Annotated in this window: 24 protein-coding genes; 7 read left to right on the top strand and 17 right to left on the bottom strand. The window is 73.8% G+C overall.

The window, feature by feature from the left end; translation table 11 throughout:
- Positions 1–43: 43 nt before the first annotated feature.
- From ACIBK9_RS23275 to ACIBK9_RS23245, 7 genes are all read right to left on the bottom strand, one after another.
- Positions 44–2209, bottom strand: coding sequence for a CHAP domain-containing protein (locus ACIBK9_RS23275; protein ID WP_397161005.1), 2166 nt, complete (start codon positions 2207–2209; stop codon positions 44–46).
- 267 nt (positions 2210–2476) lie between these two features.
- Entirely contained in the window at positions 2477–3226 is a 750-nt protein-coding gene (locus tag ACIBK9_RS23270; RefSeq protein ID WP_364340411.1) for a glucose 1-dehydrogenase, read from the bottom strand.
- Entirely contained in the window at positions 3213–5348 is a 2136-nt protein-coding gene (locus ACIBK9_RS23265) for an acetate--CoA ligase family protein (protein ID WP_397161003.1), read from the bottom strand. Before ACIBK9_RS23265 ends, ACIBK9_RS23270 begins: the two co-directional genes overlap by 14 nt.
- Positions 5345–6859: a class I adenylate-forming enzyme family protein gene (locus ACIBK9_RS23260; protein WP_397161001.1), complete on the bottom strand. Its 1515-nt coding sequence runs from the start codon at positions 6857–6859 to the stop codon at positions 5345–5347. Before ACIBK9_RS23260 ends, ACIBK9_RS23265 begins: the two co-directional genes overlap by 4 nt.
- Before the next feature lie 16 nt (positions 6860–6875).
- Positions 6876–7184, bottom strand: coding sequence for a VOC family protein (locus ACIBK9_RS23255; RefSeq protein WP_358298560.1), 309 nt, complete (start codon positions 7182–7184; stop codon positions 6876–6878).
- 11 nt (positions 7185–7195) lie between these two features.
- Positions 7196–7558 (bottom strand): Zn-ribbon domain-containing OB-fold protein, encoded by a 363-nt coding sequence (locus ACIBK9_RS23250; RefSeq protein WP_397160999.1) that lies wholly within the window; start codon positions 7556–7558, stop codon positions 7196–7198.
- 113 nt (positions 7559–7671) lie between these two features.
- Positions 7672–9516, bottom strand: coding sequence for a protein kinase (locus ACIBK9_RS23245; protein WP_397160997.1), 1845 nt, complete (start codon positions 9514–9516; stop codon positions 7672–7674).
- 178 nt (positions 9517–9694) lie between these two features.
- On the opposite strand from ACIBK9_RS23245, the gene ACIBK9_RS23240 reads away from it, so the two are divergent.
- Together ACIBK9_RS23240 and ACIBK9_RS23235 are read left to right on the top strand one after the other, a co-directional pair.
- A complete protein-coding gene (locus ACIBK9_RS23240) occupies positions 9695–10285 on the top strand; it encodes an isochorismatase family cysteine hydrolase (RefSeq protein WP_352363040.1) in 591 nt (196 codons plus the stop codon).
- Positions 10285–11022: an SDR family NAD(P)-dependent oxidoreductase gene (locus ACIBK9_RS23235; RefSeq protein WP_397161086.1), complete on the top strand. Its 738-nt coding sequence runs from the start codon at positions 10285–10287 to the stop codon at positions 11020–11022. The genes ACIBK9_RS23240 and ACIBK9_RS23235 overlap by 1 nt, the downstream gene beginning before the upstream one ends.
- A 14-nt stretch (positions 11023–11036) precedes the next feature.
- Here the strand turns inward: ACIBK9_RS23235 and ACIBK9_RS23230 are convergent, their stop codons facing one another.
- Positions 11037–12239 (bottom strand): serine hydrolase domain-containing protein, encoded by a 1203-nt coding sequence (locus tag ACIBK9_RS23230; RefSeq protein WP_397160995.1) that lies wholly within the window; start codon positions 12237–12239, stop codon positions 11037–11039.
- 29 nt (positions 12240–12268) lie between these two features.
- Between ACIBK9_RS23230 and ACIBK9_RS23225 the strand changes: the two genes are divergently transcribed.
- The gene (locus ACIBK9_RS23225) at positions 12269–13177 is read left to right on the top strand and encodes a cyclase family protein (RefSeq protein WP_358298551.1); all 909 of its coding nucleotides are present in this window, start codon (positions 12269–12271) and stop codon (positions 13175–13177) included.
- A 10-nt stretch (positions 13178–13187) separates the two neighbouring features.
- Here ACIBK9_RS23225 and ACIBK9_RS23220 read toward each other — a convergent pair whose 3' ends face one another.
- From ACIBK9_RS23220 to ACIBK9_RS23205, 4 genes are all read right to left on the bottom strand, one after another.
- Positions 13188–14249: a cytochrome P450 gene (locus ACIBK9_RS23220; protein WP_397160993.1), complete on the bottom strand. Its 1062-nt coding sequence runs from the start codon at positions 14247–14249 to the stop codon at positions 13188–13190.
- Between the two features lie 62 nt (positions 14250–14311).
- Positions 14312–15799 carry an AMP-binding protein gene (locus tag ACIBK9_RS23215; protein ID WP_397160991.1) on the bottom strand — a complete coding sequence of 496 codons (1488 nt, stop codon included), beginning with the start codon at positions 15797–15799 and terminating at the stop codon, positions 14312–14314.
- A gap of 2 nt (positions 15800–15801) precedes the next feature.
- Positions 15802–16869 (bottom strand): LLM class flavin-dependent oxidoreductase, encoded by a 1068-nt coding sequence (locus tag ACIBK9_RS23210; RefSeq protein WP_397160990.1) that lies wholly within the window; start codon positions 16867–16869, stop codon positions 15802–15804.
- Positions 16870–16915: 46 nt separating this feature from the next.
- Positions 16916–18079, bottom strand: coding sequence for an MFS transporter (locus tag ACIBK9_RS23205; RefSeq protein ID WP_397160988.1), 1164 nt, complete (start codon positions 18077–18079; stop codon positions 16916–16918).
- Positions 18080–18153: 74 nt separating this feature from the next.
- On the opposite strand from ACIBK9_RS23205, the gene ACIBK9_RS23200 reads away from it, so the two are divergent.
- Positions 18154–19155 (top strand): ROK family protein, encoded by a 1002-nt coding sequence (locus tag ACIBK9_RS23200; protein WP_397160986.1) that lies wholly within the window; start codon positions 18154–18156, stop codon positions 19153–19155.
- A gap of 39 nt (positions 19156–19194) precedes the next feature.
- Here ACIBK9_RS23200 and ACIBK9_RS23195 read toward each other — a convergent pair whose 3' ends face one another.
- On the bottom strand, positions 19195–20625 hold the full coding sequence (locus ACIBK9_RS23195) for an ATP-binding protein (protein WP_387681895.1): 1431 nt from the start codon (positions 20623–20625) through the stop codon (positions 19195–19197).
- Positions 20622–22271, bottom strand: coding sequence for an FAD-dependent oxidoreductase (locus ACIBK9_RS23190; RefSeq protein WP_352319969.1), 1650 nt, complete (start codon positions 22269–22271; stop codon positions 20622–20624). Before ACIBK9_RS23190 ends, ACIBK9_RS23195 begins: the two co-directional genes overlap by 4 nt.
- An 84-nt stretch (positions 22272–22355) precedes the next feature.
- On the opposite strand from ACIBK9_RS23190, the gene ACIBK9_RS23185 reads away from it, so the two are divergent.
- Positions 22356–22928: a TetR/AcrR family transcriptional regulator gene (locus tag ACIBK9_RS23185; protein WP_397160983.1), complete on the top strand. Its 573-nt coding sequence runs from the start codon at positions 22356–22358 to the stop codon at positions 22926–22928.
- Here the strand turns inward: ACIBK9_RS23185 and ACIBK9_RS23180 are convergent.
- Entirely contained in the window at positions 22918–23679 is a 762-nt protein-coding gene (locus ACIBK9_RS23180) for an SDR family oxidoreductase (protein WP_387681901.1), read from the bottom strand. The two genes, ACIBK9_RS23185 and ACIBK9_RS23180, sit on opposite strands and share 11 nt — an antisense overlap.
- Before the next feature lie 24 nt (positions 23680–23703).
- Positions 23704–24558: an RNA polymerase sigma-70 factor gene (locus tag ACIBK9_RS23175; protein ID WP_397161084.1), complete on the bottom strand. Its 855-nt coding sequence runs from the start codon at positions 24556–24558 to the stop codon at positions 23704–23706.
- A 117-nt stretch (positions 24559–24675) separates the two neighbouring features.
- Between ACIBK9_RS23175 and ACIBK9_RS23170 the strand changes: the two genes are divergently transcribed.
- Positions 24676–25353 (top strand): ThuA domain-containing protein, encoded by a 678-nt coding sequence (locus tag ACIBK9_RS23170; RefSeq protein ID WP_397160980.1) that lies wholly within the window; start codon positions 24676–24678, stop codon positions 25351–25353.
- 51 nt (positions 25354–25404) lie between these two features.
- On the top strand, positions 25405–26292 hold the full coding sequence (locus ACIBK9_RS23165; protein ID WP_397160978.1) for a hypothetical protein: 888 nt from the start codon (positions 25405–25407) through the stop codon (positions 26290–26292).
- A 17-nt stretch (positions 26293–26309) separates the two neighbouring features.
- Here the strand turns inward: ACIBK9_RS23165 and ACIBK9_RS23160 are convergent, their stop codons facing one another.
- Positions 26310–26939 carry a MerR family transcriptional regulator gene (locus ACIBK9_RS23160; protein ID WP_397160976.1) on the bottom strand — a complete coding sequence of 210 codons (630 nt, stop codon included), beginning with the start codon at positions 26937–26939 and terminating at the stop codon, positions 26310–26312.
- Positions 26940–26954: the final 15 nt, after the last annotated feature.

Here is a 26954-nt window from a genome sequence, read left to right as displayed (position 1 = left end):
CCGGCCCCCGCCGCTCGGTCGCTCGGTCGCCGGCGGGCCGTCCTCAGGCGGGCTGACGTCCCCAGTCGGGGGTGCTGACGATCTCGCGGGTGGGGGTGCGGTGACGGCGGCCGCGCAGAGGGGCGTCCTGGACGAAGGCGTCGATGGTGCTCGTGCCGCCGGACTGCTGGCGCGGGCCTCGCGGGTGCTGCGAGACCGCGGTCCCGGCGGTCCCGGCAGTCGCGGCGGTTCCGGCGGTCGCGGCGCGACGGTGGCGGCGGCCGCGCGGGACGGAATCGGCGGTGAACTCGTCCATGAAGAAGGGGTGCTCGGAGGCGTGCGCGTCCAGGAGCGGCTCGCTGCGGCGGCGACGGCCCTGGTACGTCGCGCCGATCCCGGACGCCTGGGCGGCCCGCGGCGTCGTCCTCGTCCGGGCGGCCACCTCGGCGCCCGGTCGGGGGCTGGGGGAGAAGGCGCTGAACGTGCTCGTCGCCGGGGGGAGCGAGATCGGCACCATCGGGCCGGTGTCGAACATGGGCTCGAAGGGCGCCGTGTCGGGGGCGGGCCGGAACGAGGCGCTGTCCAGCCGCCGCGGCGGGGCCATGCGGTCGGTGAACGGCTCGAACGCGTCCACACCGGCCGCGACCTCGGCGCCGCCCGCGGGGCCGAACTCGGGGACGGGGGCGGCGAACTCGAAGGTACGGTTCCGGCCGGCCTCGAAAGAGCCCGCGCCAAGCCCGGAGCGGCCCCCCAGACCGGTCTCGGGAGAGACGGCCGCGAACTCGAAGCCGCCTTCCCGACCGGTTTCGGAGCCGCCTTCCCGGCCGGTGTCGGGGGAGCCTGCGGCGAGTTCGAAGCGGTGCCTCCGGCCGGTCTCGGCCGAGGCGGCCGCGCGTTCGAAGCTCGTGCCGGAAGGGGCGGTGGTGAGTTCGAAGGGGTCGGCGGGCTCGGCGGTGGTCCGCAGCGAGGAGGGGCGGGTGTGCTCGTGGCGCGTCTCCGCGGGACGGCGGCGACGCCGGTGGCGTGAGGGGGCGGCGTGGGTGCCGCGCCTGGAACGCGTCCCGGGAAGGGGCACGGCGACGGGCACGGGAACAGGCAGAGCGACGGGCACGGCGATACCGGCAGTGACGCCCGTGGTGACACCGGCAGTGACGCCCGTGGAGGTGCTCTCTGTCGAGGTGACGCTCAGAGCGGCGGTGCTCAGAGTGGCACCTTCCCTCGCGGAGAGGGTCGCGGCGGCGCGTACGCGGGCGGCCTTCGCCGAGGCGGTCGCCGGGCGGAGGCGGCTCTGGCGGGTCTTCGCCAGGGCGACGAGCGCCAGCGCGGCGATCAGCGCGGACCCGACCAGCGACGGTGAGCCGATCGCGGGCATCGAGCCGGTCGAGGAGGCGTCCACGAGCGCGGGAAGGGGCTCGGCGGTGGCGGACGTGGTGTCGGCGGTCGTCGCCTTGGCGTGCTTGGACTTCTGTCCCGACTTCCCGGCCGCCGCCGTCGGCACGGGAGCCGCCCCCGTCGCCGGCGAGGCGGACGCGGACGGCGCGGCGGGGGACGCCGGAGGCGAGGACGCCGTGGTCCTGGCGGGCTTGTCGGACTCGGCCTTCGGACGCGCGGCGAGCGGGGCCTCGACGGCGCGCTCCTGCTCGACGTGCGGGATCAGGGAGCTGAGCGAGTCGGCGGGGAGCTGGAGCGTTCCCACGTCGGTGCCGGGCCTGGCGGGCGTCGCCGCCTGCTCGTCGGCCCGCTTCTGGGCCGCCTCCTCGTCGAGACGGGCCTTGATGCGCTCGGGGTAGCCGTAGCCGACGACCTTGCTGGTGTCGCGCTCCTTGCGCTTGGCGACGCCGCCGTCGATGTTGCCCTCGATGGTGAAGATCGTGTCGCCCTCGACCCGTGTGACGATGCCGACGTGGTCGATGTTGTCGATCTTGCCGGTGCCGCTCCAGTCGTAGAAGACGAGCGCGCCGGGCTTGGGCGTCTTCCCCCAGGCGCCCTGAGCCTTGAACCATTCGGCGTGCCGTACGGTCCAGGCGAACTGCCCGATCCACTCCTGGTAGCCGAGCTTGTGCGCGGCCCAGGAGAGGTACATGTCACACCAGGGTGCGGCGGAGTAGTCGGCGTCGAACTCGACGGTCTTGCCGTACCAGTCGCCGAACTTGGTGTACGCACCGGCCTTCTCGGCGTAGCCGAGCTGGCTCTCCAGCAGGTCGATGTACTTCTGCATCTCGGGCGTCATGGAAGTATGGGGGAACCTTCCGGTCAAGATCCGGATTTATCCGCACATACTCGGGTACACGGGGGTAACCCGGGACATGTGTGGCAAAACCGGAAACCTGTAGTCTTCCGTGCGGTGCGAGGTTACCGCTTCGTGACCAAGGTCAAGCACGCCCCAAGAGAAGGCAAAGACATCACCGGGCGCATAACCGCAGCTCAACCAAGCTGCCGGACGTGTCCAGGGTGGGTGATTTAACAGGAAAAGGCTCGCGTGTCGCGCCCAGCGGGCCTAGTAACCGGCCCCGGTGAGCAGCCCTCCGTCCACCGTGAACTCGCTCCCCGTGCAGTAGCTGGCCCGGTCCGAGGCCAGGAACGCGACCACGTGCGAGACCTCCACCGGCTTCGCGAACCGCTTGATGACCATGGACTTCACGAACGCCTCCGCGTCCACCTCGGCCATCAGGTCCGGGTTCACCGCCATCGCCGTGTTGATCGCCCCGGGATGCACCGAGTTCACCCGGATCCTGAACCGGGCCAGCTCCCGCGCGGCCGACTTGGTCAGCCCGCGCACCGCGAACTTCGAGGCCGCGTACGCCGACAACCCCTCCGCCCCGACGAACCCCTCGATCGAGGAGATGTTCACGATGGCGCCGCGCCCGGCCGCCTTCATGGGCTCGATCACCGACTTGACCCCCAGCCAGGTGCCCTTGAGGTTCACGTCGATCACCCGGTCGAAGTCCTCGGGCGCCATGTCCTGGATGCGGCCGTAGGTGAGGATGCCGGCGTTGTTCACCAGGACGTCGAGCCGGCCGTGCAGCTCCGTGGCCGTGCCGACGGCCCGCCGCCATTCGTCCGGGCTGCGCACGTCGTGCCGCACGTACGCGGCCCCGGTCTCGGCGGCCAGCGCCTTGCCCTCCTCCTCCAGCACGTCGCCGAAGACCACCCGCGCGCCCTCTTCGAGGAACAGGCGCACGTGCGACTCGCCCATGCCCCTGGCCCCGCCCGTGATCAGCGCGACCTTGCCGTCAAGCAGTCCCACGACTACCTCCTGCCGCGACGGCCGCCGCGGCCGCCTCCATGGAGCGGTAGACGGGGACGCCCGCCGCCGCCGCGATCCGCCGTACCTCGTCCTCCACGCCCGCGGGCGCGCACTCGCCGTTCCTGGTGACGAGCGTGATCCTGACCCGCGGCAGCGCCTCCTGCGCGGCGGCCAGGGCCCGCGCGTAGGCGTACAGGGGCTCGGCCGCGTCGCCGTAGGTGAAGAAGCTCTGCACGTTCACGTGGGCGACCACGTCCGCGTACGGCTCCCGCCGGACGATCGCCCCGATCACCTCCGGCACCAGCCCGGGACGCCCGCGCGGCCCCACCGGCACCTCCAGCGGGTTGCCCGCGGCGGCCAGGCCGAGCCCGTGCAGCACGCCGTCCGGCAGCGGGGCGAGCCGCACGCCGGCCCGGTCGAACGCGTCGGCCGCCAGCACGCCCGCGCCGCCGCTCGGCCCGATCACCAGCACCCGGTCGCCGTCCGTCACGCGGGAGCCGTGCGCCTGGAAGAAGGCCAGCACGCCGATCAGGTCGTCCTGGGAGGAGACCAGCGCCGTGCCGGTCTGGGCCGCGACCGCCGCCCACACCCGCAGGTCGCTCACCATGCCGCCGGTGTGCGAGAGCGCCGCCCGCTGTCCCTGCGAGCTGCGCCCGCCGACCAGCAGCGCCACCGGCAGCCCCGCCGCGCGCAGCGCCTCGTGCAGCTCCCGGCCGCCGCGCGGGTCCTCCAGGTAGAGCCCGACGGCCCGCGTCTCGGGGTCGCGGGCCAGCCAGGACAGCAGCTCGGCTGGGGTCACGTCGGCCGCGTTCCCCACGGTGACGACCCGGCTGAACGCCAGCCCGCGCCGCTCCCCGACTTTGATCACCTCGCCCGCGAGGCCGCCGCTCTGCGAGATCAGCGCGACCGTCCCCGCCGGTCCGACGCCGCCGCCGACGAACGTCTGCCGGCCGCGCGGGCAGTACACGCCCATGCAGTTGGGGCCGAGCAGCCGGGTGCCCGCCGCGCGGGCGGCCGCGGCCAGGTCGCGTTCCAGGTCCGCGCGTCCGGCCTCGCCGAACCCGCCGCTCATCACCTGCACGTACGGAATGCCCGACGCCTGCCGCACGACCTCGGCGCACCGCTCGGCGGGCACCGCCACCAGCGCGTAGTCCACGTCGGCGGCGGCCAGCGACGGCACCGCGGGCACCCCCGCCACCTCGGCGGCCGACGGGTGCACGGCCACCAGCGGCACCCCGGCCGCCCGGTAGAAGTCGAGGAACATGTTCCCGAAGTTCGGCCTGCTCGCCGAGGCGCCGACGACGGCCACCGCGCGGGGCTCGAAGAGCGGCAGGAAGTCGGCCGGCTCGCGGGTGGCGGACGGGCGCGGCGGCCGGCCGGGCAGGTGGCGCGCGTCCACCGCGGTCACGCCGGAAGGGGTGGCGATGACCGGGTTCAGCTCGAACTCGCCCAGTTCCAGCCGTTCCCACAGGCCGCCGGGGCCGCCGACCGTCATGAGCAGCTTGACGACGGCGTCCACGTCCACGGGCGGGTGGCCGCGGTGGCCGTGCAGGAGGGCCGCGCCGCGCAGTTCGTCCAGCATGAGGCGCGCGTCCGGCTCGGAGATCGGGCAGAGGCGCAGCGCCGTGTCGCGCATCGCCTCCGTCCAGACGCCGCCCAGCCCGGCCAGCAGCACCGGGCCGAACCCCGGGTCGCCGACCAGCCCGACGATCAGCTCCACCCCGGCGGGCGCCTGCTCCTCGACCAGGAACCCCTCCACGTCGAGCCGGGAGCGCATCTCCGCGGCCGCCGCGGCGAGGCCGTCCGCCCGCAGGCCGAGCCGTACGGCCCCCGCCTCCGACTTGTGCACCAGCCCCGGGCCGAACGCCTTCAGCACCAGCGGCTCGGCCAGCTCCCCGGCCGCCGCGAAGTCCAGGTCGCGCACCACCACCCCACGCGGCACCGGCACCCCGGCCGCCGCGACCAGCTCCTTGACCTCGTGCTCGCGGGGGATGTCCCGAGTGTCGTGCTCGCGGGGGTCGCGGGGGATGTCCTGGGCGTCGCGGTCGCGGGGGGCGTCCTGGGTGTCGTGCTCGTGAGGGTCGCGGGGGAGGTCCCGGCTCCCGTGGTCCTGGGCGCTCACCCGAGCAGGTGCCCGTGCTGCTCGCGGATCCGGCGGCGCAGCAGCTTGCCGGGCCCGCCGGAGGCGTCCTGGGAGTGCGGCAGCTCGCCGGTCACCACGATGTGGTCGGGCCGCTGGTGCGGGGGCAGCGTGTCGGCCAGGGCGAGCGACAGCTTGGCGGCGTCCAGCGACTGCCCGGCGCGCGGCACGACCGCCAGCAGCACCCGCTGCTCGTCCGCCCCCTCGGGGACGCCCACCGCGCCGGCCTCCGCCACGCCGTCCAGCGCCGAGACGGCCTCCTCGATCGTGGCGGGCTGCGTCCACTGGCCGTGCTTGAGTATGGAGTCCTCGCGGCGGCCGAGGACGCGCAGCACGCCGTCGGCCGACAACGTCCCGAGGTCGCCGCCCACGTACCACTCGCCGCGCAGGACGCCGTGGTCGTCCGTGCCGTCGTAGCCCGCCATGCGGTGCGGCCCGGCCAGGTTGATCTCGCCGACCTCGCCGGTCACCGCGGCGCCGGACGGGCCGGTGATCCGTACGGCGTTGCCCGTGCGCGCCCGCCCGGACGACCCGAGCGGCGTCGAGCCGTCGTCCACGCGGCCCATGCACGTGTACGGCGCCTCGGTCTGCCCGTAGTAGGAGTAGACCCCGGCCCCGGGCAGCCTGGCCTTGATCCGGTCGAGCATGGTCGCGGTCAGCGGCTCGCCGCCCAGCATGATCACCTGGATCGACGACAGGTCCACCCCCTCGTGCTCGGACGTCCCCAGCAGCGCCGCGTAGAACGACGGGATCTGCGAGACGTGGGTGACCCGTTCGCGCGGCACCACGCGCAGGAAGTTCGCCGGCCCCCAGTCCTGCTCCAGAACCAGGCGCATGCCCGCGTACAGGGCGGGGCCGACGATGGCGGGGAAGCCGATGCCCCAGATGATCGCGCCGGTGCCGAACACCGAGTCGGGGCCGCGCGGCACGTCCAGCCAGATCTGGGCGGTCGCCAGGGAGGAGGCGTGGGTGTGCACGACGGCCTTCGGCAGGCCGGTCGTGCCGGAGGTGTAGTAGAGGGCCAGCGGGTCGTCGTGGAAGCCGCCCAGCGGCGGTTCCTCCTCCAGGCCGCCGGTCAGCTCACCGGCGTCGATCCAGGTGGTGACCTGCGGGAGGGCGTCCTTGATGCCGCCGACCAGGTCGGCGACCGTGGAGTCGTACACCAAGGCCGTGCAGCCGGAGGCGGCCACCACGGCCCGCAGCGTCTCGGCCGGCCAGTACGGGTTGAGCGCCGCCGTCACCGCGCCGATCTTGGCCTGGGCCAGGTAGACCTCGGCGACCAGCAGCGTCTCGTTGAGCAGCGCCGCCACCCGCTGCCCGGCGATGATCCCGGCCGCCAGCAGCGCGTTCGCCCGGCGGTTGACGGCCCGGTTCAGCTCGTCGTAGGTGAAGCTGCGCTCGCCGCAGTACGTCAGCGCCACCCGGTCGGGCGTGCGCAGCGCTCCCGCGGTCAGGATCGCGTGGCCGTAGTTGCCGTAGGGTGATCGCGCCATGGGGGGTGCCTCCAGGTCAGAGGGGCGAGTAGAGCACGAACGTGTTTCCTGAGGGGTCGCGCAGCACGGCCCGCCTCTCGTGCGGCCCGTCCTCGGGCGCGCGCACCACCTCGGCCCCGCGCGCCGCCATCTCGCGCACCGTGACCGCCACGTCGTCCACCTTGTACGACGGCGCCGCCGACGCGGTGACGTGCTCGGCCGGACCGGCCAGCGCCACGGTGACGCCGCCGCCGTCCAGCGCGGCGAACCGGTCGCCGTCCCTGAACTTCACCGGCAGGCCGTAGAAGGCGATCGCCTCGTCCAGGTCGGCTACGGGGATGAGCACGTTGCCGAGTTTCACACGGGCCTCCAATGCGGCAGATCGTCCATGAACGTCACCCGCACCGGCATCCCGACGCGGACCTCCTCCGGCGCGCACCCCACGACGTGCCCGAACGCGCGCACGCCCTCGTCCAGGTCCACCCACGCCGGCACGTACGGCTCCCGCCCCCGGTAGCCGGGCGCGAACGACCGGTGCACGACGGTGAACGTGTGGACCGTCCCCGTGCCCCTGGCGGGCTCGGCGGCCAGCTCGGCGCCGCCGCACGACGGGCACGACGGCTCGGGCAGGCAGCCGCGGCGGCCGCAGGACACGCAGCGCCGGATCACCAGCTCGCCGCGCGCCCCTGCGGCGCCGGTGGGGGAGGTGTCACCGCTCATCGCTGCCAAGCTAGCGCACGCTTGGTTACCGAACAAGAGCCCCTGCTTCACGAAACCGGCCCCCCGCCCGGGCGGCCCGCCGCCCGCGCCGCGCCCTCCTCGTGGCCCTGCTCCTACTGCCCTTCCTGCTCCTGACCGCCGGGCACCAGCCCGCCCTCCCCCGAGTGGGCGTCCGCCGGGGAGGCGGCCTCCGTGGGATGCGCGGTCGCCGGGTAGGTCGCCGCCGGCGTGGGATGCGCCACGGGCTGCCCGCCGGTCGGGGACGCGGTGCCGGTCGGGGTGGCCGGGCCGGAGCGGGTCGGCGGTGGGGCGGTGCAGGCGGGGCCGTCCACCGCGACCTCGCTCACCTGCGGCCCGTTGACCGCCGCCGGCTCGGTCATGACGACGATCCCGAGGTAGGCCCGCACCCCGCAGTCCACGCTCCCGGGATCGTGCCGGACCCCGCTGGTGTAGGCGGTGCTGCCGCGCAACGTGAGGGTCTCCCGCCGCACGGTGGTGACCGGCCCGTCGCCGAGCCGCCGCGTGTACGTGATCCGCAGCCGCACCGGCCCCGTGCCGTCCGCGGACACCCTGATCGCGCCCGCCGAACCGCTCCACCGCGCGATGCTCGCCTCCCGTACGGCGGGCGGCGGCAGGGCGGTCCCGCTCTGCGCCCGCGTCGGCACCGTCGGAGGCCCTGTCGGAGGCGCTGTCGGTGGCGCTGGCGGGGGCGCTGTCGGCGGTGCGGCACTCGTGGGCGCGGGCGGGCCGGTCGAGACGTGCGGCCCGCCGGTGGCGGCGGGCGGGGACGCGCTGCCGCGGGCCGTGACGGGCGTGCTCCTGCGAGGCGTCGGCGTGTGCGCGTCGACCGGCGCCGGGTTCAGCTCGCCCGGCGGCTTCGGCTGCGGCATCAGGATCGTGCCCGCCCCCGGCGACAGCCGTCCGCCGGAGATTACGAGGGCGATCGCCACGGCGACCACCGTCGCGCCCGCCACCCACAGGTGCGGCGGCAGCGCGGGCAGCCGGACCGCCCGGCTGCGGATCCCGGCGCGCGGCCGGCCCGGGGCGCGGGCGTCCTGATCGGTCCTGGCCGCCAGCGGGAAGCGCAGGGCCAGCAGCGTGGCCAGCTCGGCGAGCCGGCGGCGGCCGCGCTGCTCCCAGTCGGGCCCGTATCCTGCGACGGCGTCCTCCTCCAGCTCGGCCGCGAACTGCCGGGCCGAGGCGTACCGGGCCGCCGGGTCCTTCGCCAGCCCGCGCCTGAGCAGGTCACGCAGGGCGTCCGGGACGACCTCCAGCGGCACCGGCGCCGCCAGGTGCAGCTCCCGCAGGGCCGCGACGTCCAGCTCGCCGCCCCCGCCGTCCCCGCCCTCCTTGTGCGCGCGGTAGGGCGGCCGCCCCCTGACCGCCTCGAACAGCACGCAGGCCGCCGCGTACAGGTCGGCCGGCGGCCCGGCCCGTCCCTGCGTCCACAGCTCCGGCGACATGTACGCCGGGCTCCCCGCCGGCACCCCCGGCTCCTCGGCGTGCACGACCACCCCGAAGTCGGCCAGCTTGCTCGTGCCGTCCGCCTGGACCAGGACGTTCTCCGGCTTGACGTCCCGGTGCGGCACGCCCTTCTCGTGCGCGGCGGCCAGGGCGGCGAGGATGCCCTTGAGCAGCACCAGGGCCGCCTCCGGGGCCGTCCGGCCGTGCTCGGCCAGCAGTGTGCGCAGCGAGACGCCGTCCACCAGCTCCATGACGACGGCGGCCCGGTCCGGGGTCTCGACGTACTCGTAGAGGCGGACCACGTTGGGGTCGTCGAGCTCGACGAGCTGATGGGCGTCGGCCCTGAAGCGGTCCATGAACTCGGAGTCCCTGCGCAGGGTGGCGTTCAGGTACTTGATCGCGACGTAGGCGCCGGTGGACTGGTAGGTGGCGAGGAACACGCGGCCGGTGCGGCCCGCGCCGAGCTGACGAACTTCACGGTAACCAGGGACCAAGTCCAACCCCCATCAGCCATGCCGTCGTGCATTCGACGGTCTCACCCGGGGTGTGGGTTGTCACGTCTGGAGAAATTTCGCCCTTTGTGATGAAAGGTGACGTCCGGTGAGGCCGTGGGGGCGGTGTTATGCTGTGGCGAACCCAAGCAAGCGCTCGGCTAAATGACGGAGGGTGCGGGTGGAGCGGTCGGCCGTGCTGGTGATGGAGATGCAGCGGGGGGTCGTCGGTGACCTCACGAAATTTCCGGATTTGGTGGCGGCCTGCGCCCGTCACGACGTCGTCCCCAACGCCGCCCGCGTCCTGCGCACGGCCCGAGCGGCCGGGCTCCCGGTGATCCACTGCACGGCCGCCTTCCGGCCGGACCGGGCGGGCTCGCACACCGGCAACTGCCCCTTCATCGTCTCCCTGCTCAAGGACCCCGCGCACATGCTGGAGGGCACGCCCGCCGTGGAGGTGCTGCCCGAACTGCGCGAGGACGGCGACCTGGAGAGCCGGCGGCACCACGGGTTCTCGCCGTTCACCGGCACCTCGCTGGACATGACGCTGCGCTCCCTCGGCGTCTCGTCCGTGGTCGCGATGGGGGTCTCGCTCAACCTGGGCATCCCGGGGCTGGCGCTGGAGGCGGTCAATCTCGGCTACCGGGTGACGGTGGTGCGGGACGCGGTGGCCGGGATCCCCGAGGACTACGCGAAGGCCGTCCTGCGCAACACGATCGGCCTGCTGGCCACCCGCGTCGCCGCGGCCGACCTCGTCCGGGCGTGGACGTGATGGACGGCCTGCGCCTCGACGGCCGCGTCGCCGTCGTCACCGGGGGAGCGGGCGCGATCGGCACGGCCGTCGCGACCGACCTCGCCGCGCTCGGGGCCCACGTCAGCGTCGCCGACGTGGACCTGCCGGGCGCCCGCCGGACGGCCGCGGCGCTGCCCGGGGCGCGGGCGCTGGCCGTGGACCTGGCCTCGCCCGCCTCCGTCGAGGCGTTCTGCGCCGAGGCCGGGCCCGTGGACGTGCTCGTGCACAACGCCGGGGTGTCGGTCGTGCAGCCGTTCACGGCGAGCGACCCGGCGGACTGGGACCTCATGTGGCAGGTCAACCTGCGCGGCCCGATGCTCATGACCAAGCTGCTCCTGCCCGGCATGACGGCCAGGGGCTGGGGACGGCTGGTGTTCGTCTCCTCCGACGGCGCCAGGGCCGGGTCGGGCGGCGAGGGCGCGTACGCGGCCACCAAGGCGGGCCTGTTCGGCCTGGCCAAGACGCTCGCCCGGGAGGCCGCGAGGGGCGGCGTGACCTCGAACGTCGTCTGCCCCGGGCCGACCGACACCCCGATGCTCCGGCGGATCTCCGAGGCCGAGCCGGGGCTCGTGGACAAGATCGCCAAAGGGATCCCGCTGCGCCGGCTGGGCACGCCCGCCGACGTCGCGGGGCTGATCGCCTACCTGTGCACCGACCGCGCCGCCTACATCACCGGCCAGACGCTGTCGGTGAGCGGCGGCGTGACCATGCAGTGACGCGCGCCGTGAGGTCACAGGGAGCGGTAGACCGCCTCGATCAGGCGCAGGCCGCGCAGGTTGCCGGTGAGGCTGTCGGCCATCCGGTTCATCACGTACCCGAAGGCGAGCCTGCGGTCGGGGTCGCCCATGCCGAGCGAGCCGCCCATCCCCGAGTGGCCGAACGCGGTCGCCGACGGCATCGGGAACGTGAACGACGGGCGCATGTAGCCGAGCCCGAACGCGGTGTCCATGAACAGCACGCGGTCGGGGCCGCTGACGCGGGGGCGCAGGGCGTCCTGGAGGGTCGCGGAGCTCAGCAGGTCGCCGCCGACCAGCGCGCGGTAGAACCCGGCCAGGCCCTTGGCGGTGGTGACGACCCCGGCGGCGGGCCATCCGGCGCGCAGGATCACCGGGTTGTTCGCGCCGCCTTCGAGCAGGCGGATGGCCGGGTTGCCGAGCGCCCGGTTCATCAGGCTGCCCGGATCGAGCACCGCCCGGCCCATCTCACCCAGCAGATCCCGCCCCCCACCGGCCCCCGGCCCGGTCCCTCCGCCGGCGGGAGCGGAGGTCTCCGGGGCGACCGCGGCGTTCTCGGGGGCGGGGCGGGGGCGGGTGGGGGCCTTGAGGCGGGCGGCGCGGGGGATCACGTCGTCGGGCGCGCCGACCCACAGGTCCAGCCCCAGCGGCCCGGCGATCTCCGCCGCCACCAACTCGCCCACCGACTTCCCGCTGACCCGCCGCACCACCTCCCCGACCAGGAAGCCGTACGTCAGCGCGTGGTACCCGTGCGCAGTCCCCGGCTCCCACAGGGGCGTCTGACCGGCGAGCCGGGCCGCGATGGCCGGCAGGTCCTCGAACTCCGCCACCGGCACCGGCGTCTCGATCACCGGCAGCCCGCAGGAGTGCGTCAGCACGTGCTCGACCGTGACCGCCTCCTTGCCCCCGGCGGCGAACTCCGGCCACACGTCGGCGACCGGCGCCCGCACGTCCACCAGCCCCCGCTCGGCGAGCCGGAGCAGCACGGTGGCCGCCACCGCCTTCGTGCACGAGTACGCGAAGGCCGGGGTGTCCGCCTCCCAGGCGCGTCCCGTGTGCCGGTCGGCGACGCCGTCCCACAGGTCCACGACCAGCTCGCCGTCGAGGTGGACGGCCACCGCCGCGCCCAGCTCCTCGCCCTCGGCGAAGTTCCGCTCGAACGCCTCGCGCACGCGGGAGAACCGGGGATCGCAGTACATCAGACCTCCGCAGGAAAGGAAGCGCTTACTTGGTGCACGAGCCTAACAACTGGGGACGATTCGGCCCAGACGATCAGCGGGGCACCCTCAACCTGCTGACCCCCGCCGTCGTCCTGGAGGCCCTGCGCAGCGCCGTCACGGGCGAGGTGCTGAGCCTGGCCATGCCGATCAGGGGAGCCACCTCCTCGGCGGCCCCCACGACCGTCCCCCACCTGCGGGGCCGCCCGCTGCCGCAGCACTTCATGTCCGTGGACGGCGGCGACTACGCCGCGGGCGCGCGCCCGGTCGGCGACGGCCTGCGGGTGGCCGACGACGCCCTGCTGGTCAGCCACCACGGCACCACCACCCACATGGACGCGCTGTGCCACATGTGGACCGGCGACCGGCTCTACAACGGCCACCCGGCCGCCCGCGTCCGCTCCTACGGCGCCACCAGGTGCGGGATCGAGCACGTCGGCGGCGTGGTGGCCAGGGGCGTGCTGTTCGACGTGCCGCGGCGGCTGGGGCTCGACCACCTGCCGGCGGACTTCCGGATCCCGGCCGGGCTGCTCCAGGAGATCGCCACGCCGCGCCCCGGCGACGTCGCGGTGGTCCGTACGGGATGGCCGCTGGTGTGGCAGCGGTCGCGCGAGGAGTACTGGGCGGGGCAGCCGGGGCTGTCGGCGGAGGCCGGCGCCTGGCTGGCCGCCCACGACGTGTCGGCGGTGGCCTGCGACAACGCCGCCGTGGGCGGCCTGAACGAACACCAGCTCGCCGACGAGTGCGCCGCCGACGACCTGCACCTCATCCTGCTCCACCGGCACGGCGTGCACCTGGTCGAGATGTTGTGGCTGGAGGAGCTGGGCGCGGCCGGGCGGACGGAGTTCGTCTTCGTGGCCGCGCCGCTGCGCATCGAGGGAGGCACCGGCAGCCCGATCACCCCGCTCGCCGTCCTGTGAGCGCAACGGGTCACCAGGTGACGGGCAGGCTCCGGACGCCGTACACCGAGGCGTCGTGCTTGACCGGCACCTCGGCCGCCGGCACGGCCAGCCGCAGGCCCGGGAAGCGCTCGAACAGCGCCCGGTAGCCGATCCGCAGCTCGATCCTGGCGAGCTGCTGGCCGAGACACTGGTGCACGCCGTGCCCGAAGGCCAGGTGGCGGCGCGCCTCCGGGCGGTCCGGAAGCAGCCGGTCGGGGTCGGCGTACACGGCGGGGTCGCGGTTGATCACGGGCAGGGACAGGGCCACGGTCTCACCCGCCCTGACCGTCACGCCGGCCACCTCCACGTCCTCCAGCGCGGCCCTGGACGGCGCGCCGAGATGCAGGATCGACAACCAGCGCAGCAGTTCCTCGACTGCGCCGTCCTCGTCCGGGCGTCCGTGCTCCAGCAGCGCGAACACGCCCAGCGCCAGCATGTTCGCCGTGGTCTCGTGGCCCGCCACCAGCAGGATCACCGCGAGCCCGGCGAGCTCGTCGTCGCCGAGCTCGCCGGTCAGGTCGCCGATCAGGCCGTCGTCCGGCGCCACGCGCCTGCGGCGGGCCAGGTCGCGCAGGTAGCCGGTCAGCTCGGCGAGCGCCCCCGCGCCGTCCGCGCCGAAGGTGACCAGCCGGGCGCTGAGCTCCTGGAACCAGTCGTGATCGGCGTACGGGACGCCGAGCAGCTCGCAGATGACCAGCGACGGGATCGGCAGCGCGTACGCCGTCACGAGGTCGGCCGGCGGCCCGGCGGCGGCCATGGCGTCGAGGTGGTCGGCGGCGATGCGCTCGATCCGCGGTTCGAGCAGGCGCATCCTGCGCAGCGTGAACCGGCCGGTGAGCAGCCGGCGGTAGCGGGTGTGCTCCGGCGGGTCCATGGCCGCGAAGAAGCCCGGCGGCGCGGGGGCGCCCAGCCCGGCGGGGGCCCTGGGCGAGGCCCGGTGCTTGAGCTCCTGCCGGGCGCTGAACCGGGGATCGCCCAGCACCGCGCGGGCGGCCTCGGCGGTGGTGGCCAGCCAGCCGAGATGGCCGTCGGCGAACTCCAGACGGCTCATCGCCGCAAGGCCCGCCAGCCCGGCCGCGGCCCGGCTCCGCGCCTGGAGGCCGGGCTCGGGGGTCAGGCGCCCGGGTAGTTGCCGCCGCCGTACGCGGCGTCGAGGGCGTCGTAGTCGGGGGTGAAACCCTGCTTGGGGATGGCGTCGGCGAACACCACCTCCCGCGGCCTCTTGTACGCCGCCAGCTCACCCCTGACGTGCGCGACCAGGTCCTCCTGCGCGGCGGTGGCGTCCGGCTTCAGCACGACCACCGCCTTGACCGCCTGGTGCCAGCGCGGGTCGGGCACGCCGATCACCGCGGCGTCGGCGACGGCCGGGTGGGTCCTGAGCGCGCGCTCGACCTCGGCCGGGTAGATGTTCTCGGCACCCGACTTGATCATGCGGAGCCGGGGGCCGATGAAGGTGATGGTGCCGTCGGGTTCGCGGCGGCCGAGGTCGCCGGTGTGATGCCAGCCATACCGCGACTTCTCTGCATTTAAGTCTGGCCGGGCGAAATATCCGGAAAAGAGGGTCTTGCCCCTCGCGCAGATCTCGCCCACCTCACCCGCCGGCACCTCCACGCCCTCCGGATCCAGGATGCGCACCTGGACCAGCGGCGACGGCCGTCCCGCGAACCCCGCGCCGCCCTCGGCCAGCCCGAGGAAGGTGAGCATGCCGCCCACCTCCGTCTGCCCGTACCCGCCCATCTTCGAGCGGCACCAGGGCGAGTCGTCCACGGTGATCATGTCGTCCCACTCGGCGGAGTGGGCGACGAAGCGCAGCGAGGACAGGTCGTACTTGCCGCCCGCGTTCGCCGCCGCGACCGCGTCGATCATCGGCCCGAACAGGAACGCCTGCGTCACCCGCTCGGCGTCGACCAGCCGGCAGACCTCCTCGGCGTCGAAGGCGGGCGTGAACACGTTCGTGCCGCCGATCTGGAGGGTGGCCAGGCAGAACATCATCGTCCCGACGTGGAAGAGCGGCCCGTCGTTGAGGAAGGTGAACCCCGGCTCCATCTGCCGTACGACGAGCAGCGTGGCGCTGTGGGCCACCAGGGCGGCGCTGCTGAGCAGGGCGGCGGCCGGCCGGCCGCCGAAGGCGGCGGTGTACAGGGCGAGCACCGGCTCGGCGTCGTCCACCTGCGGGAACTCGCGCGGCGAGCCTCCGGCGACCAGCTCCTCGTACGCCTCGCCCGCGCGCACCCACGTCGCCTCGTCCGCCAGCTCGGCGGCGGTGTCGGAGTGCTCCCAGACGACGACCCGCGGCGCCAGGTCGGCCAGGACGAACCGCAGCTCGTCCCCGGACTGCCGCCAGTTGGCCGGGCAGAGCACCGCGCCCAGGCGAGAGCAGGCCAGCAGCAGCTCCAGCACGGCGTGCGAGTTCTGGCCGAGCCACATCACCCGGTCGCCGGCGGCCACGCCGCGCCCGGCCAGGGCGTCGGCCAGCCGCGTCACGCGGGCGTCCAGCTCGGGGTAGGTGAGCCGCACGTCCCCGTCCACCACGGCGGTGACCCGGGGGCGGCTGCGGGCGTGGTCGGCCAGGACGTCGGACAGGGTGAGGCTGTGGATCATCGTCATCCTCCTGCGGGGGCGAAGGCCGGCATGACCTCGGCGGCGAAGAAGCGCATGACCCGCTTCATGTCCTCCAGCGGCATGGGCCTGGTGCTGCCGAAGTCGCACAGGAGGTTGCTGAAGCCGGCGTCCCTGAGCAGCGAGATCTGCTCGATCACGCGGGCGGGGTCGCCGATGACCTCAAGCTGCTCCCAGCGGAAGTCCGGCGAGACCGAGCCGCCCTTGAGGTAGCGGTCCTGGTAGTACTCGAAGCCCTCGGCGGCCTTGCCGGTCCTGGGGTCGATGGGCGCGCTGCGCTCGTTGAAGATGCGCGAGCGGTCGAAGGACGCCTCGAACCTGGCCTGGTCCTCGCGGGCCCGCTCCAGGGTGGGGGCGACATAGACGCTGCGGGCCACCACCAGGTCCGCGCCCCCCGGGTGGCCGGCCCGCGCGGCCGTCTCCCGCCAGGTCTCGGCCGCCTTGACGACCTTGCGGAACGTCGCCGCCGGGTCGGCCAGGACGGGCAGGCCGCGCTCGGCGTACATGGTGACGGTCTCGGGGGAGACCGCGGCCACGTGCAGCGGCGGGTGCGGCGACTGCAGCGGACGCGGCACGAGCGAGACCTCGGCGCCGGTCCGGTAGAACTTGCCCTCGTGCCGGTACGACTCCCGCGTCCACAGCCCGAGGATCACCTCCAGCGCCTCGTTGAACCGGTCGCGCGCCTCGGCCAGGTCGATCCCGAAGCCCTCGAACTCGAAGCTCTGGTACCCCCGCCCGATCCCCAGGTCGAGCCGCCCGCCGGAGAGCACGTCCACCTGCGCGGCCTCCTCGGCCACGTGGACGGGGTTGTGCAGCGGCAGCACCACGATGCCGGTGCCGAGCCGGAGCCGGGAGGTGCGGGCGGCGGCGTGGGCCAGCATGGTGAACAGGTTGGGGGCCACGCCGTAGTCGCGGAAGTGGTGCTCGGCCAGCCGCACCCCGTCGAAGCCCAGCTCCTCGGCCAGCTCGATGAGCTCCAGATGGTAGTCGTAGACGTCCTTGAAGCTCTGCCCGTCGAAGCGGTGGAAGAGGTGGAAGGTCGAGAACTTCATGCGGCGGCCTCTCCGTATGTAAACCAAGCGCTCGCTTGGGAGCGTATCACGCCGGCTGCCGCTCCAGGGCCACCTCCGGGGCCGTCTCGCGCGGCCGCAGCACCGGCGCGAGCAGCGTGAGCGCCACCAGGATCCCCGTGATCAGCGCGAACGCCGCCGGGTACGACACGCCGTCGGCCACCCATCCCGTCACCGCCGGCGCGGTCAGCCCCGACAGGTACGTGATCGTCGCGACCCCGGCGACCCCCTCGCCCGGCGTGGGCCCCGCGTTCCCCGCCGCCGCGAACACCAGCGGCACGATGACCGCGACCCCCAGCCCGACCAGCGCGAACCCGACGATGCCCAGCGCGGGCGTGCGGGCCAGGACCACCAGCACGCCACCCGCGACCGCGACGATCCCGCCCGTCCGGACCGCCCGCACCGGACCGGTCAGGCGCACCGCGCGGTCGCCCAGCAGCCGGGCGCCGGCCATGCAGAGCATGAAGATCGTGTAACCCGCGGCGGCCACGCCGGGCCCGGCGTCGGCGACGTTGGTGAGGTAGACCGCGGCCCAGTTGGAGCTGGCGCCCTCGGCGAACGTGCCGCAGAAGCCGACCACGCCGATGGCCGCGATGGCCCGCGAGGGCAGGGCGAACCGGCGCGGCGCGGGCCCGGCGGCGGCCCGCGGCCCGTCGGGCAGCAGCCCGCGCCCGGCGATCCCGCCCGCGACCACCAGGACGGCGGCGACGATCCCCAGGTGCAGGCGGGCGTCGATGCCGGCGTGCGCGGCCAGGGTGCCGAGGCCGCCCGCGGCCAGGCTGCCGACGGCCCACATGCCGTGCAGGCCGGAGATCACCGGCTTCTTCAGATGCCGTTCGAGCGTGACCCCGTGGGCGTTCATGACGACGTCGCACATGCCCGCCGACGCGCCGTACAGCAGGAAGATGACGAACAGCCAGACGGGGGCGGGGGCGAAGGCGGGCAGGGCCAGGCCGCCGCACCACAGCGCGAGCAGCGCGCGCGTGGTGGCGCGGCTGCCGAACCGGTGGGCCAGGCGACTGGCCAGCGGCATCGCCGCGAAGGCCCCGATCGAGGGGCAGAGCAGCGCGAACCCGAGCATCGCCGCGCTCAGGTGGACGTGCTCCTGGAGCCACGGGATGCGGGTGGCGAAACTGCCGGCGACGGCTCCGTGCGCGGCGAAGACGGCCGCGATGGCGCGATGAGGGCTCATGGCCACAGAAACTATCAGGCAACCTTCCTGATGAAAAGAGCTATCAGGGAGGCTTCCTGACTAATATGGGCGGCGTGAAGACCGCGACCCCGTCCATGGCCCGTGCGATCAACGACCGGCTCGCCCTCGACCTGCTGCTGGAGCACGGTCCGCTGACCGCTCCGCAGCTTCGTGAGCTGACCGGCCTGTCCCGGCCCACCGTCTCCGACCTGATCGAACGGCTCAAGGGTGGCGGCCTCATCGAGGAGGCCGGCGAGCGCGGCGAGGACCGTCGCGGCCCCAACGCCCGCCTCTACGCGCTGGTCGCCGGCCGCGCCCACGTCGCCGGGGTCGACCTGCGCCGCACGGCGATCAAGGTCACGGTCGCCGACCTCACCGGCCACGTGGTCGGCTCGGCCGTCCGCGAGATCTCCGGCGACCTGGTCGCCCTCGTCGCGGCCACGGTCGCCGAGGCCGCCGGGGGCCGCGCGCTCGACAACGTGGTCATCGGCGCCCCCGGCCTGGTCAAACCCATGGACGGCGAGCTGGCGGTGGCCAACGACGTGCCCGGGTGGCGGCCCGGCCTGGTGGGCGCCGTGCGCGAGCGGCTGGGCGTGCCCGTCGTCCTGGAGAACGAGGTGAACCTGGCCGCGGTCGCCGAGCTGCGCACCGGCGCCGCCCAGGGCAGCGACGACTTCGTGCTGCTCTGGCTGGACGACGGCATCGGCGCCGCGGTCGTGCTCGGCGGGCGGGTGCGGCGCGGCGCGTCAGGGGGCGCGGGGGAGGTCGGCTTCCTCGACGTGGAGGGCACGCCGTTGTGCATCCTGCTCCAGAACACCACCCGGCCCGAGGAGCTGGCGCGCCGGGTGGCCAAGGGCGTCTTCGCCTTCGTCACCCTGCTCGACCCCGGCCTGGTGGTGCTCGGCGGGGCCACCGGCCAGGACGGCGGCGACGAGCTGGCCGGGCAGGTCGCCGCCCGGCTGGGCGAGCTGTCGCCCGCGCCCACCGAGGTCAGGGCCACCCGGGTCGGGGGCAATGCGGTGCTGGAGGGCGCCGTGCTGACGGCCCTCGACACGGCGCGGGACAACGTCTGGTGACCCGCGCCGCGCCGGAAGGCCCGCCTCAGACGGTCCGGCTCACTGGACGGCGGCCGGCTCGCGCAGCGGCAGGCGCACCTCGAACCAGGTCTCGCCCGGCACCGAGCGCACCTTGATCTCGCCGCCGTGCCGCCCGGCCACGATGCGGTAGGAGATGTCCAGGCCGAGCCCGGTGCCCTCGCCCACGCTCTTGGTGGTGAAGAACGGCTCGAAGATCCGGTCCTTGATCGCATCGGGCACGCCGGGGCCGGTGTCGCCGATCTCGACGATCGCCTCGTCCTCGTCGTGGGCCGTGCGGACGGTCAGCGTGCCCTCCTCGCCCATGGCGTCGAGCGCGTTGTGGATCAGGTTCGTCCACACCTGGTTCAGCTCGCCCGCGTAGCAGGGGATGAGCGGCAGCGTGCGGTCGTAGTCGGTGACCACGCTGACGCCCGGCGGGGTCTTGCCGCGGAAGATGGCGATCGTGCTGTCGAGCAGGTCGTGCACGTCGATCATCTGGAACGGCGCCCGGTCCATCTGCGAGTACTGCTTGGCCGAGCGGATCAGCGAGGTGATGCGCTCGGTGGCCTCGGTGACCTCGTTCAGCATCTGGGAGATCTCGACGGCCTCGGCCAGCCAGTGGAGGGCGGCCGGAGTGTGCTCCTCGCCCACCTTGCCGCGGATCTTCTGCAGGTACTCGGCGGTGAAACCGGCGTTGACCAGCGCGGGAGCCAGCTCCCACGCGTCCTCGACGCCGACGTCCTCCAGCGCCTCGCCCAGCTCGTCCTCGGCGTCGGAGATCTCCAGCGGGGAGCGTTGCGGCTGGTTGCCCAGGTTGCTCGTGCACGCCTCCTGGGCCTCGATCAGCGTGCGCAGCTTCTCCGGCGGGATGCCGGCCTCGGCGAGCTGGGCGAGCTGGATGCGGGACGCCTTGATCAGCGAACGCAGCTCGCTCACCGCGCGCACGGCCGCCGCCGCCGGGTTGTTCAGCTCGTGCGTGAGCCCGGCCGTGATCGTGCCGAGCGCGGTCAGCCGCTGCCGCCGGTCGATGATCTCCCGCTGCATGCGCCCGCCCGACATCATGCCGTCGAGCAGGTGCATCGCCATCGGGAACCACTCGGCCACGATGTAGGCGAACTTCTTGGCGGGCAGCAGGAAGATCCGCGAGGGCGCGGTCGCGCGCAGCGTGTGCTGGTAGGTCTCCGGAGCCCGGTCGCCCAGGTAGGCCGAGGTCGCGCCGCCGTACACGCCGGGCTGGGAGGCGCGCGGCATGGCGACGGTGCCGGCGCTGACCGTCTCGTTGATCATCTGCACCTCGCCCTCCAGCAGCACGGCGAAGCACTCGGCCGGCTCGCCCTGCCGGACGATGTCCTCGTCCTGGGCGAACGAGCGCACCCGGCCGCTGGCGGCCAGCTTGCCGAGCTGCTCGTCGGTCAGCCGCTCGAACAGGAAGAGCTTGCGCAGTTCGTCGATGTCGACGGTGTCGGTCATTGCTTCTCCAGATAACGATGCACCAGCGCGACGGCCATCGCGCCCTCACCGACGGCGGAGGCCACCCTCTTGATCGACTCGGCCCGCACGTCCCCCGCGGCGAACACGCCCGGCACGTTGGTCTCCAGGTAGTAGGGCTCGCGGCGCAGCGCCCAGTTGCGCGGCCGCCTGCCGCCCTGCACCAGGTCGGGCCCGGTCAGCACGAACCCCTTGGCGTCCCGCTCGATCGTCTCGCCCAGCCACGACGTGTACGGCTCGGCCCCGATGAACACGAACAGGTACTGGGCGTCGACCGTGCGCTCCTCGCCCTTGGTCGACAGCGTGAGCCGTTCGAGGTGGTCGTCACCGGCGCCGGCGACGACCTCGGTCAGGAGGCTGACCTCGATGTTGTCGATCGCGTTGATCTGCTCGATGAGGTAGTGGGACATGGACTTCTCCAAACCATCACTCCTCACCAACAAATGGACCTTGCGCGCGAATCCCGCCAGGTAGACGGCCGCCTGCCCGGCCGAGTTGGCCGCGCCGACGATGTAGACCTCGTTGTCCTTGCACGCCGGCGCCTCGGTCAGCGCGGCGCCGTAGAAGACGCCCCGGCCGACGAACTCGTCCAGGCCGGGCGCCTCCAGCCGCCGGTAGGTGACGCCGGTGGCCAGGATGACCGCGTGGGCGGCGATCTCCCCGCCGTCCTTGAACCCGATCACCCGGGCCTGCCCGCGCGGCTCCAGATGGGTGACCTTGCGCGCGCTCAGCAGCTCGGCCCCGAACTTCAGCGCCTGCCGGCGCGCCCGGTCGGCGAGCTGCTGCCCGGACACGCCGTCGGGGAAGCCCAGGTAGTTCTCGATCCTGGAGCTCTGGCCCGCCTGGCCGCCCGAGGCGTGCGCCTCGACCAGCACCGTGTTCAGGCCCTCCGAGGCGCCGTAGACCGCCGCGCCGAGGCCCGCGGGCCCGCCGCCGACCACGATCAGGTCGTAGAAGTCGGTGGCCGGCGTGGTGGACAGCCCGACCGCGGTGGCCAGCGTGGCCTGGTCGGGGGACTCCAGCGTGGTGCCGTCCTCGGTGACCACCAGCGGCAGGTGACAACCCTCGCCCGCCGCCTTGACGAGCTGCGCGCCCTCGGGGTCCTCGGCCAGCATCCACTGGTAGGGCACGTGGTTGCGGGCCAGGAAGTCCCGCACCTGGTACGAGCGCGCCGACCAGCGGTCGCCCACCACGCGCAGCTCGGGACGCGCCGTCCGGTCGGTCCGCATCCAGGCGTCGAGCTGGCCGTCGATCACCGGGTAGAACTTCTCCTCCGGCGGGTCCCACGGCTTGAGCAGGTAGTGGTCGAGGTCGACCACGTTGATCGCCTGGATCGCGGCGTCGGTGTCGGCATAGGCGGTCAGCAACACCCGGCGCGCGTACGGGTACATGTCCATGGCGGCCTCCAGGAACTGCACGCCGTTCATCTGCGGCATCCGGTAGTCGGCCAGGATCGCCGCCACCTCGTCGCCGCGCAGCCGCATCTCCTTGACCGCCTCGATGCCGTCGTGGGCCGCCTCGGCGCGGACAATCCTGTACTCATGGCCGTACCGGCGCCTGAGGTCACGAGCCACCGCCCGCGACACCCCCGGGTCGTCGTCGACCGTCACGATGACCGGCTTGTCCATTCCCCTACCTTCTCCCCAATGGTCCCTAAGGGAAGGATGTCATGCACGCGTGGGTTGGTGAGCACTCGCTCATATCATGGGCGGATGAGCACCCGCGAGCGCATCCTCGACGCCGCCGAGCAGGCCATTCGGGAGTTCGGCATCTCGGGCGCGACCACGCGGCGCATCGCCCAGGCGGCCGGCTGCTCCGAGGCGCTGCTCTACAAGCACTTCGCCGGCAAGGAGCAGATCTTCCTCGCGGTCCTGCTCGAACGGCTGCCCGCGCTCGCCCCCGCGCTGGCCCGGCTGCGGCTGAGCACGGGCGAGGGCGACCTGGCCGACAACCTCACCCGCTTCACCCTGGCGGCGCTGGAGTTCTACACCGAGGCCGCCACCATCGCCTCCGGCATGCTGGCCGACCCCTCGCTGCTGGCCCGGTTCAAGCACATGCTGGCCACCACCCATACCGGTCCCCACCTGCCGATCAGGGCGCTGGCCGAGATCCTCGACGCCGAGCGGGCCGCGGGCCGCGCCGACCCCGGTCTCGACCCCGGCGCGGCGGCCGCCCTGCTGATGGGCGCCTGCTTCCACCGGGCCAACCTGTCCTACTTCGTCGACCCGGCCGACAAGGACGAGGAGTGGGCGGCCGGCGTCGTCGCCGCGTTGCTCAGGCGATGACCCGGCTGGCGCCGCCGTCGACCAGCATCGAGACGCCGTTCACGTACGAGGCCCGTTCGCTGGCCAGGAACGCGATCACGTCCCCCACCTCCTCGGCCTGACCGACCCGCCCGACCGGCACGGCCCGGCCGCGCTCCTCGATCACGTCGTCGCCGCCCGACATGCCGCGCAGCCGTTCGGTGTCGATCGCCCCCGGCAGCACGTTGTTGACCAGCACGCCGTCGCCGCCCACCTCGCGGGCCAGCGTGCGCACGAGCCCGGCGACGGCCGGCCGCATGGCGTTGGACAGCGCCAGCCCGTCGATCGCCTCGCGGACGGACGAGCTGGTGACGGTGACGATCCGGCCCCACCCCCGCGACCGCATCTCCGGCAGCACCGCCTGGATCAGCCGGACGGTGCCGAGCAGGTTGCGCTGCACCGCGACGTCCCAGTCCTTGAGGCCGACCTCGTCGGAGCGGCCGGTGGGCGGGCCGCCCGCGTTGGCCACCAGGATGTCGACCGGGCCGAGCACGTCGCGCGTCTCGTCGGCCACCCGCTGAGCCGCCGCCGGGTCCTCCACGTCGGCCAGCACGGCGTGCACCACGTGGCCGAACTGCTGCAGCTCCACCACCGCGTCCGCGAGCCGTTCCGGGTTGCGCGAGCTGACGCACACGTCGCAGCCCTCGCGCGCGAGGCTCTTGGCGGCGGCCAGGCCGATGCCCGCGCTGCCGCCGGTGACCAGGGCGACCTTGCCCGAGATGCCGAGATCCATAAGCCGACTATAGTGACGGGCCGATCAGTCCGGCCGCACCCGGGTCAGCTTGTCCGGGTTGAGCACGCCGTAGAGCCCCTGGATACGGCCGTCGCGCACGTCGATGGCGATGAGCTGGTCGCTTCCTGCCACGTGCGTCCACAGGGCGGGGCGGCCGTTGGCCTCGACGAGGCGCGCCCGGCTGAAGTCGTAGCGGGCCAGCAGGCCGCCGATGAAGCCGCTGACCTTGCGCCGACCCAGGATCGGGCGCAGGGCGGCCCGGACCTTGCCGCCGCCGTCGTTCCACATGACGACGTCCTCGTGCAGCAGCTCGGTCAGCGCGTCGAGGTCGCCGCCGCCGGCCGCCTCCATGAACTTCGTCAGCAGTCTGGCGTGGTCCTCGTTCGTCGGCGTGAACCGGTCGCGGCCCTGCGACACCCGGACCGAGGCGCGGTGGTGCATCTGCCGGGCGTTGGCCACCGACGAGCCGACGATCTCGGCGATCTCGTCGTACGGCAGCTCGAACGCCTCCCGCAGCACGAACACCGCCCGCTCCGGCGGCGACAGCTTCTCCATCAGGTGCAGGGTCGCGAAGGAGACGGTGTCGCGCAGCTCGGCCGTGTCCAGCGGCCCGGCCTCGCCCGTCGCGACCGGCTCGGGCAGCCACGGCCCGGTGTACGCCTCCCGCCGCACCCGGGCCGAGCGCAGCTGGTCGAGGGCCAGCCGCGAGACCACGGTCAGCAGGAACGCGCGGGGCTCCCTGATCTGGCTCCGGTCGGCGCCCTCCCACCGCAGCCAGGCCTCCTGCACGACGTCCTCGGCGTCCCACATGCTGCCGAGCAGGCGGTAGGCCAGGCCCAGCAACATCGGGCGGTATTCCTCGAAGTCCACGTCCGGCATCATGCCCTGTCGCCCGGCCGGGCGGCTCGGTGGGGGCCGGTGGCGGCACTGTGGGGCGGCACTGTGGGGCGGCACTGTGGGTGGCCAAGGCGGGCCGGGCGTGATGGGCTGGGGGGCGTGGCGAGAAATCTGATCCTGTCAGGAGGGCTCTTCCACGACTTCGCCGCCACGTCGGCCGCGCTCGCCGACGTGCTGGGCGAGGTGGGCGTCGAGTCCGAGATCACCGAGGACATCGCGGGCGCGCTGAGCGAGCCGCCGGAGGTGCAGCTCATCACGGTCAACGCGCTGCGCTGGCAGATGGGCCAGGACCGCTTCGCCGACCTGCGCGGCGAATGGCGCTTCGAGCTGCCCGCCCAGGCCCGCACCACGCTCCTCGACCACCTCGACCGGGGCGGCGGCCTGCTGTGCATGCACACGGCCGCGGTCTGCTTCGACGACTGGCAGGGCTGGCCGCGGGTGCTCGGCGGCAGCTGGAACTGGCCCAAGTCGCACCACCCGCCCCTGGGCTGGACCGGCGTGCGGGTGCACGGCGCCGCCCACCCCATCGTGGCGGGCCTGCGCGACTTCGACCTGGTCGACGAGGTCTACAGCGACCTCGACGTGCTGCCGGACGTGCGTCCCCTGGCCTCCGCGCACGGCCAGCCGCTGGTGTGGGCGCGACCGGTGCGCCGCGGCCGGGTGGTCTACGACGCGCTGGGGCACGACACCAGGTCCTACGACAACGAGATCCACCGGACCCTGCTCCAGCGGGCCGCGTCGTGGCTGCTGAAACGGCCGGTGGACGACACCGGCTGACATGTCCGGTTCGGACAAGACCCGAGCTCGCGCGACGGGCACGATGGCCGTATGAACGTCAATCTCTCGGCGGTCGCCGGGTTCCTGGCCACGCACGCGCGGGTCCTGGACCGGCGGCGCTTCCACTTGCTCATGGAGGAGACCGGCCCGGCCTCCGTGCTCGGCGCCCTCGACGCCTACCGCAACCCCGACGGCGGCTATGGCTGGGGCCTGGAGCCCGACCTGCGCTCGCCGGAGAGCCAGCCGGGCGCGGCGCTGCACGCCTTCGAGGTGTTCGAGGAGATCGGCCCCGACACCGCGCCGCAGGCCGTCGCGCTGTGCGACTGGCTGGAGTCGGTGACGATGCCCGACGGCGGGCTGCCGTTCGCGCTGCCGCTCACCCTGGCCGAGGGCACCGCGCCCTGGTGGGCGGGCGCGGACACGAGCACCTCGTCGTTGCAGATCACGGCCGTCTCCGCGGCGGCGGCCCACGGCGTGGCCGCCCACGACCCGGCCGTGGCCGCGCACCCGTGGCTGGAGCGGGCCACCCGCTACTGCCTCGACGCGATCCAGGCGCTGGACGAACGGCCGCACGCCTACGTGCTCTCCTTCGCCGTGCGCTTCCTGGACGCCGTCCACGGGACGCGGCCCGAGGCGGCCGGGCTGCTCAAGCGGCTGGCCGCGCACATCCCCGAGGACGGCCGGGTCCCCGTGGAGGGCGGCACCGCGGAGGAGCGGCTGCACCCCCTCGACTTCGCCCCCTACCCCGGACGGCCGGCGCGCGAGCTGTTCGCGCCCGAGGTGATCGCCGCCGACCTCGACCGGCTGGCCGGGACGCAGCAGGAGGACGGCGGCTGGGTCGTGGACTACGCGCGGATCTCGCCCGCCGGCGCGCTCGAATGGCGGGGCGCGGCCACCGTGCGGGCTGTCGAGATCCTGCGCCGCAACGGCGTGCTCTGACCGGCCCCGACAGGCTCCTACCGCTGGCGCTGCCCCACCCGGCGGGCCGACTCCGACTCCTGGGCCATGCGGCGCAGCGTGTCGAACGCCTTGCCGTACAGGACGGTGCCCAGCACCAGGGCCTCCACGGCGGCGTCGCGCGGCCCGTCGAAGGGGATGGTGTCCATCTCGACCTCGGTCACCAGCTTCCTGGCGGCCTCGACGTACGGCGCGAGGTCGACGCGCAGGCCGAGCTGGCGCATGCGGACCATCGTCTGCGCCAGCTCGTCGCGGGTGGGGGCGTCCTCGACGACGGTCCAGCCGAGCTCGTCGATCAGCCGGTCGACGTCGGCCCTGGCGGTTCGCCACTCCTCGTCCTGCTCGGGCTCGACGACCGGGCCGAGCGCGTAGTGCGCGATCCCCAGCATGTGGTGGATGGGCAGCGTCTCGTCGTCGACGGCGGCGATGACCTGCTTGATGGCGGCCACGGGGAGCCTGCCCACCTCCAGCAGGGCCCGGATCAGGCGCAGCCTGCGCAGGTGGGAGTCGTCGTACTCCGCGCGGGTCGCGGCGGTCTGCTCGCCCTGGTGCAGCATGCCCTCACGCAGGTAGTACTTGATCGTGGGGATGGCGACACCGGATCGGGCGCTCAGTTCTGAGATGCGCATCGATAGATAATAGCG

The sequence above is a fragment of the Nonomuraea sp. NPDC050227 genome (assembly GCF_044459705.1).
Classification (GTDB): Bacteria; Actinomycetota; Actinomycetes; order Streptosporangiales; family Streptosporangiaceae; genus Nonomuraea.
The sequence above is the reverse complement of the archived record's forward strand: the minus strand, read 5'-3'. Positions and strand labels throughout refer to the sequence as shown.

Coding starts and splice junctions, on each gene's coding strand:
- ACIBK9_RS23275 (WP_397161005.1), bottom strand. CDS start 2,209: ATGACGCCCGAGATGCAGAAGTACATCGACCTGCTGGAGAGCCAGCTC.
- ACIBK9_RS23260 (WP_397161001.1), bottom strand. CDS start 6,859: ATGGCGCGATCACCCTACGGCAACTACGGCCACGCGATCCTGACCGCG.
- ACIBK9_RS23250 (WP_397160999.1), bottom strand. CDS start 7,558: ATGAGCGGTGACACCTCCCCCACCGGCGCCGCAGGGGCGCGCGGCGAG.
- ACIBK9_RS23235 (WP_397161086.1), top strand. CDS start 10,285: ATGGACGGCCTGCGCCTCGACGGCCGCGTCGCCGTCGTCACCGGGGGA.
- ACIBK9_RS23230 (WP_397160995.1), bottom strand. CDS start 12,239: ATGTACTGCGATCCCCGGTTCTCCCGCGTGCGCGAGGCGTTCGAGCGG.
- ACIBK9_RS23220 (WP_397160993.1), bottom strand. CDS start 14,249: ATGAGCCGTCTGGAGTTCGCCGACGGCCATCTCGGCTGGCTGGCCACC.
- ACIBK9_RS23215 (WP_397160991.1), bottom strand. CDS start 15,799: ATGATCCACAGCCTCACCCTGTCCGACGTCCTGGCCGACCACGCCCGC.
- ACIBK9_RS23210 (WP_397160990.1), bottom strand. CDS start 16,869: ATGAAGTTCTCGACCTTCCACCTCTTCCACCGCTTCGACGGGCAGAGC.
- ACIBK9_RS23205 (WP_397160988.1), bottom strand. CDS start 18,079: ATGAGCCCTCATCGCGCCATCGCGGCCGTCTTCGCCGCGCACGGAGCC.
- ACIBK9_RS23195 (WP_387681895.1), bottom strand. CDS start 20,625: ATGACCGACACCGTCGACATCGACGAACTGCGCAAGCTCTTCCTGTTC.
- ACIBK9_RS23190 (WP_352319969.1), bottom strand. CDS start 22,271: ATGGACAAGCCGGTCATCGTGACGGTCGACGACGACCCGGGGGTGTCG.
- ACIBK9_RS23185 (WP_397160983.1), top strand. CDS start 22,356: ATGAGCACCCGCGAGCGCATCCTCGACGCCGCCGAGCAGGCCATTCGG.
- ACIBK9_RS23180 (WP_387681901.1), bottom strand. CDS start 23,679: ATGGATCTCGGCATCTCGGGCAAGGTCGCCCTGGTCACCGGCGGCAGC.
- ACIBK9_RS23175 (WP_397161084.1), bottom strand. CDS start 24,558: ATGCCGGACGTGGACTTCGAGGAATACCGCCCGATGTTGCTGGGCCTG.
- ACIBK9_RS23165 (WP_397160978.1), top strand. CDS start 25,405: ATGAACGTCAATCTCTCGGCGGTCGCCGGGTTCCTGGCCACGCACGCG.
- ACIBK9_RS23160 (WP_397160976.1), bottom strand. CDS start 26,939: ATGCGCATCTCAGAACTGAGCGCCCGATCCGGTGTCGCCATCCCCACG.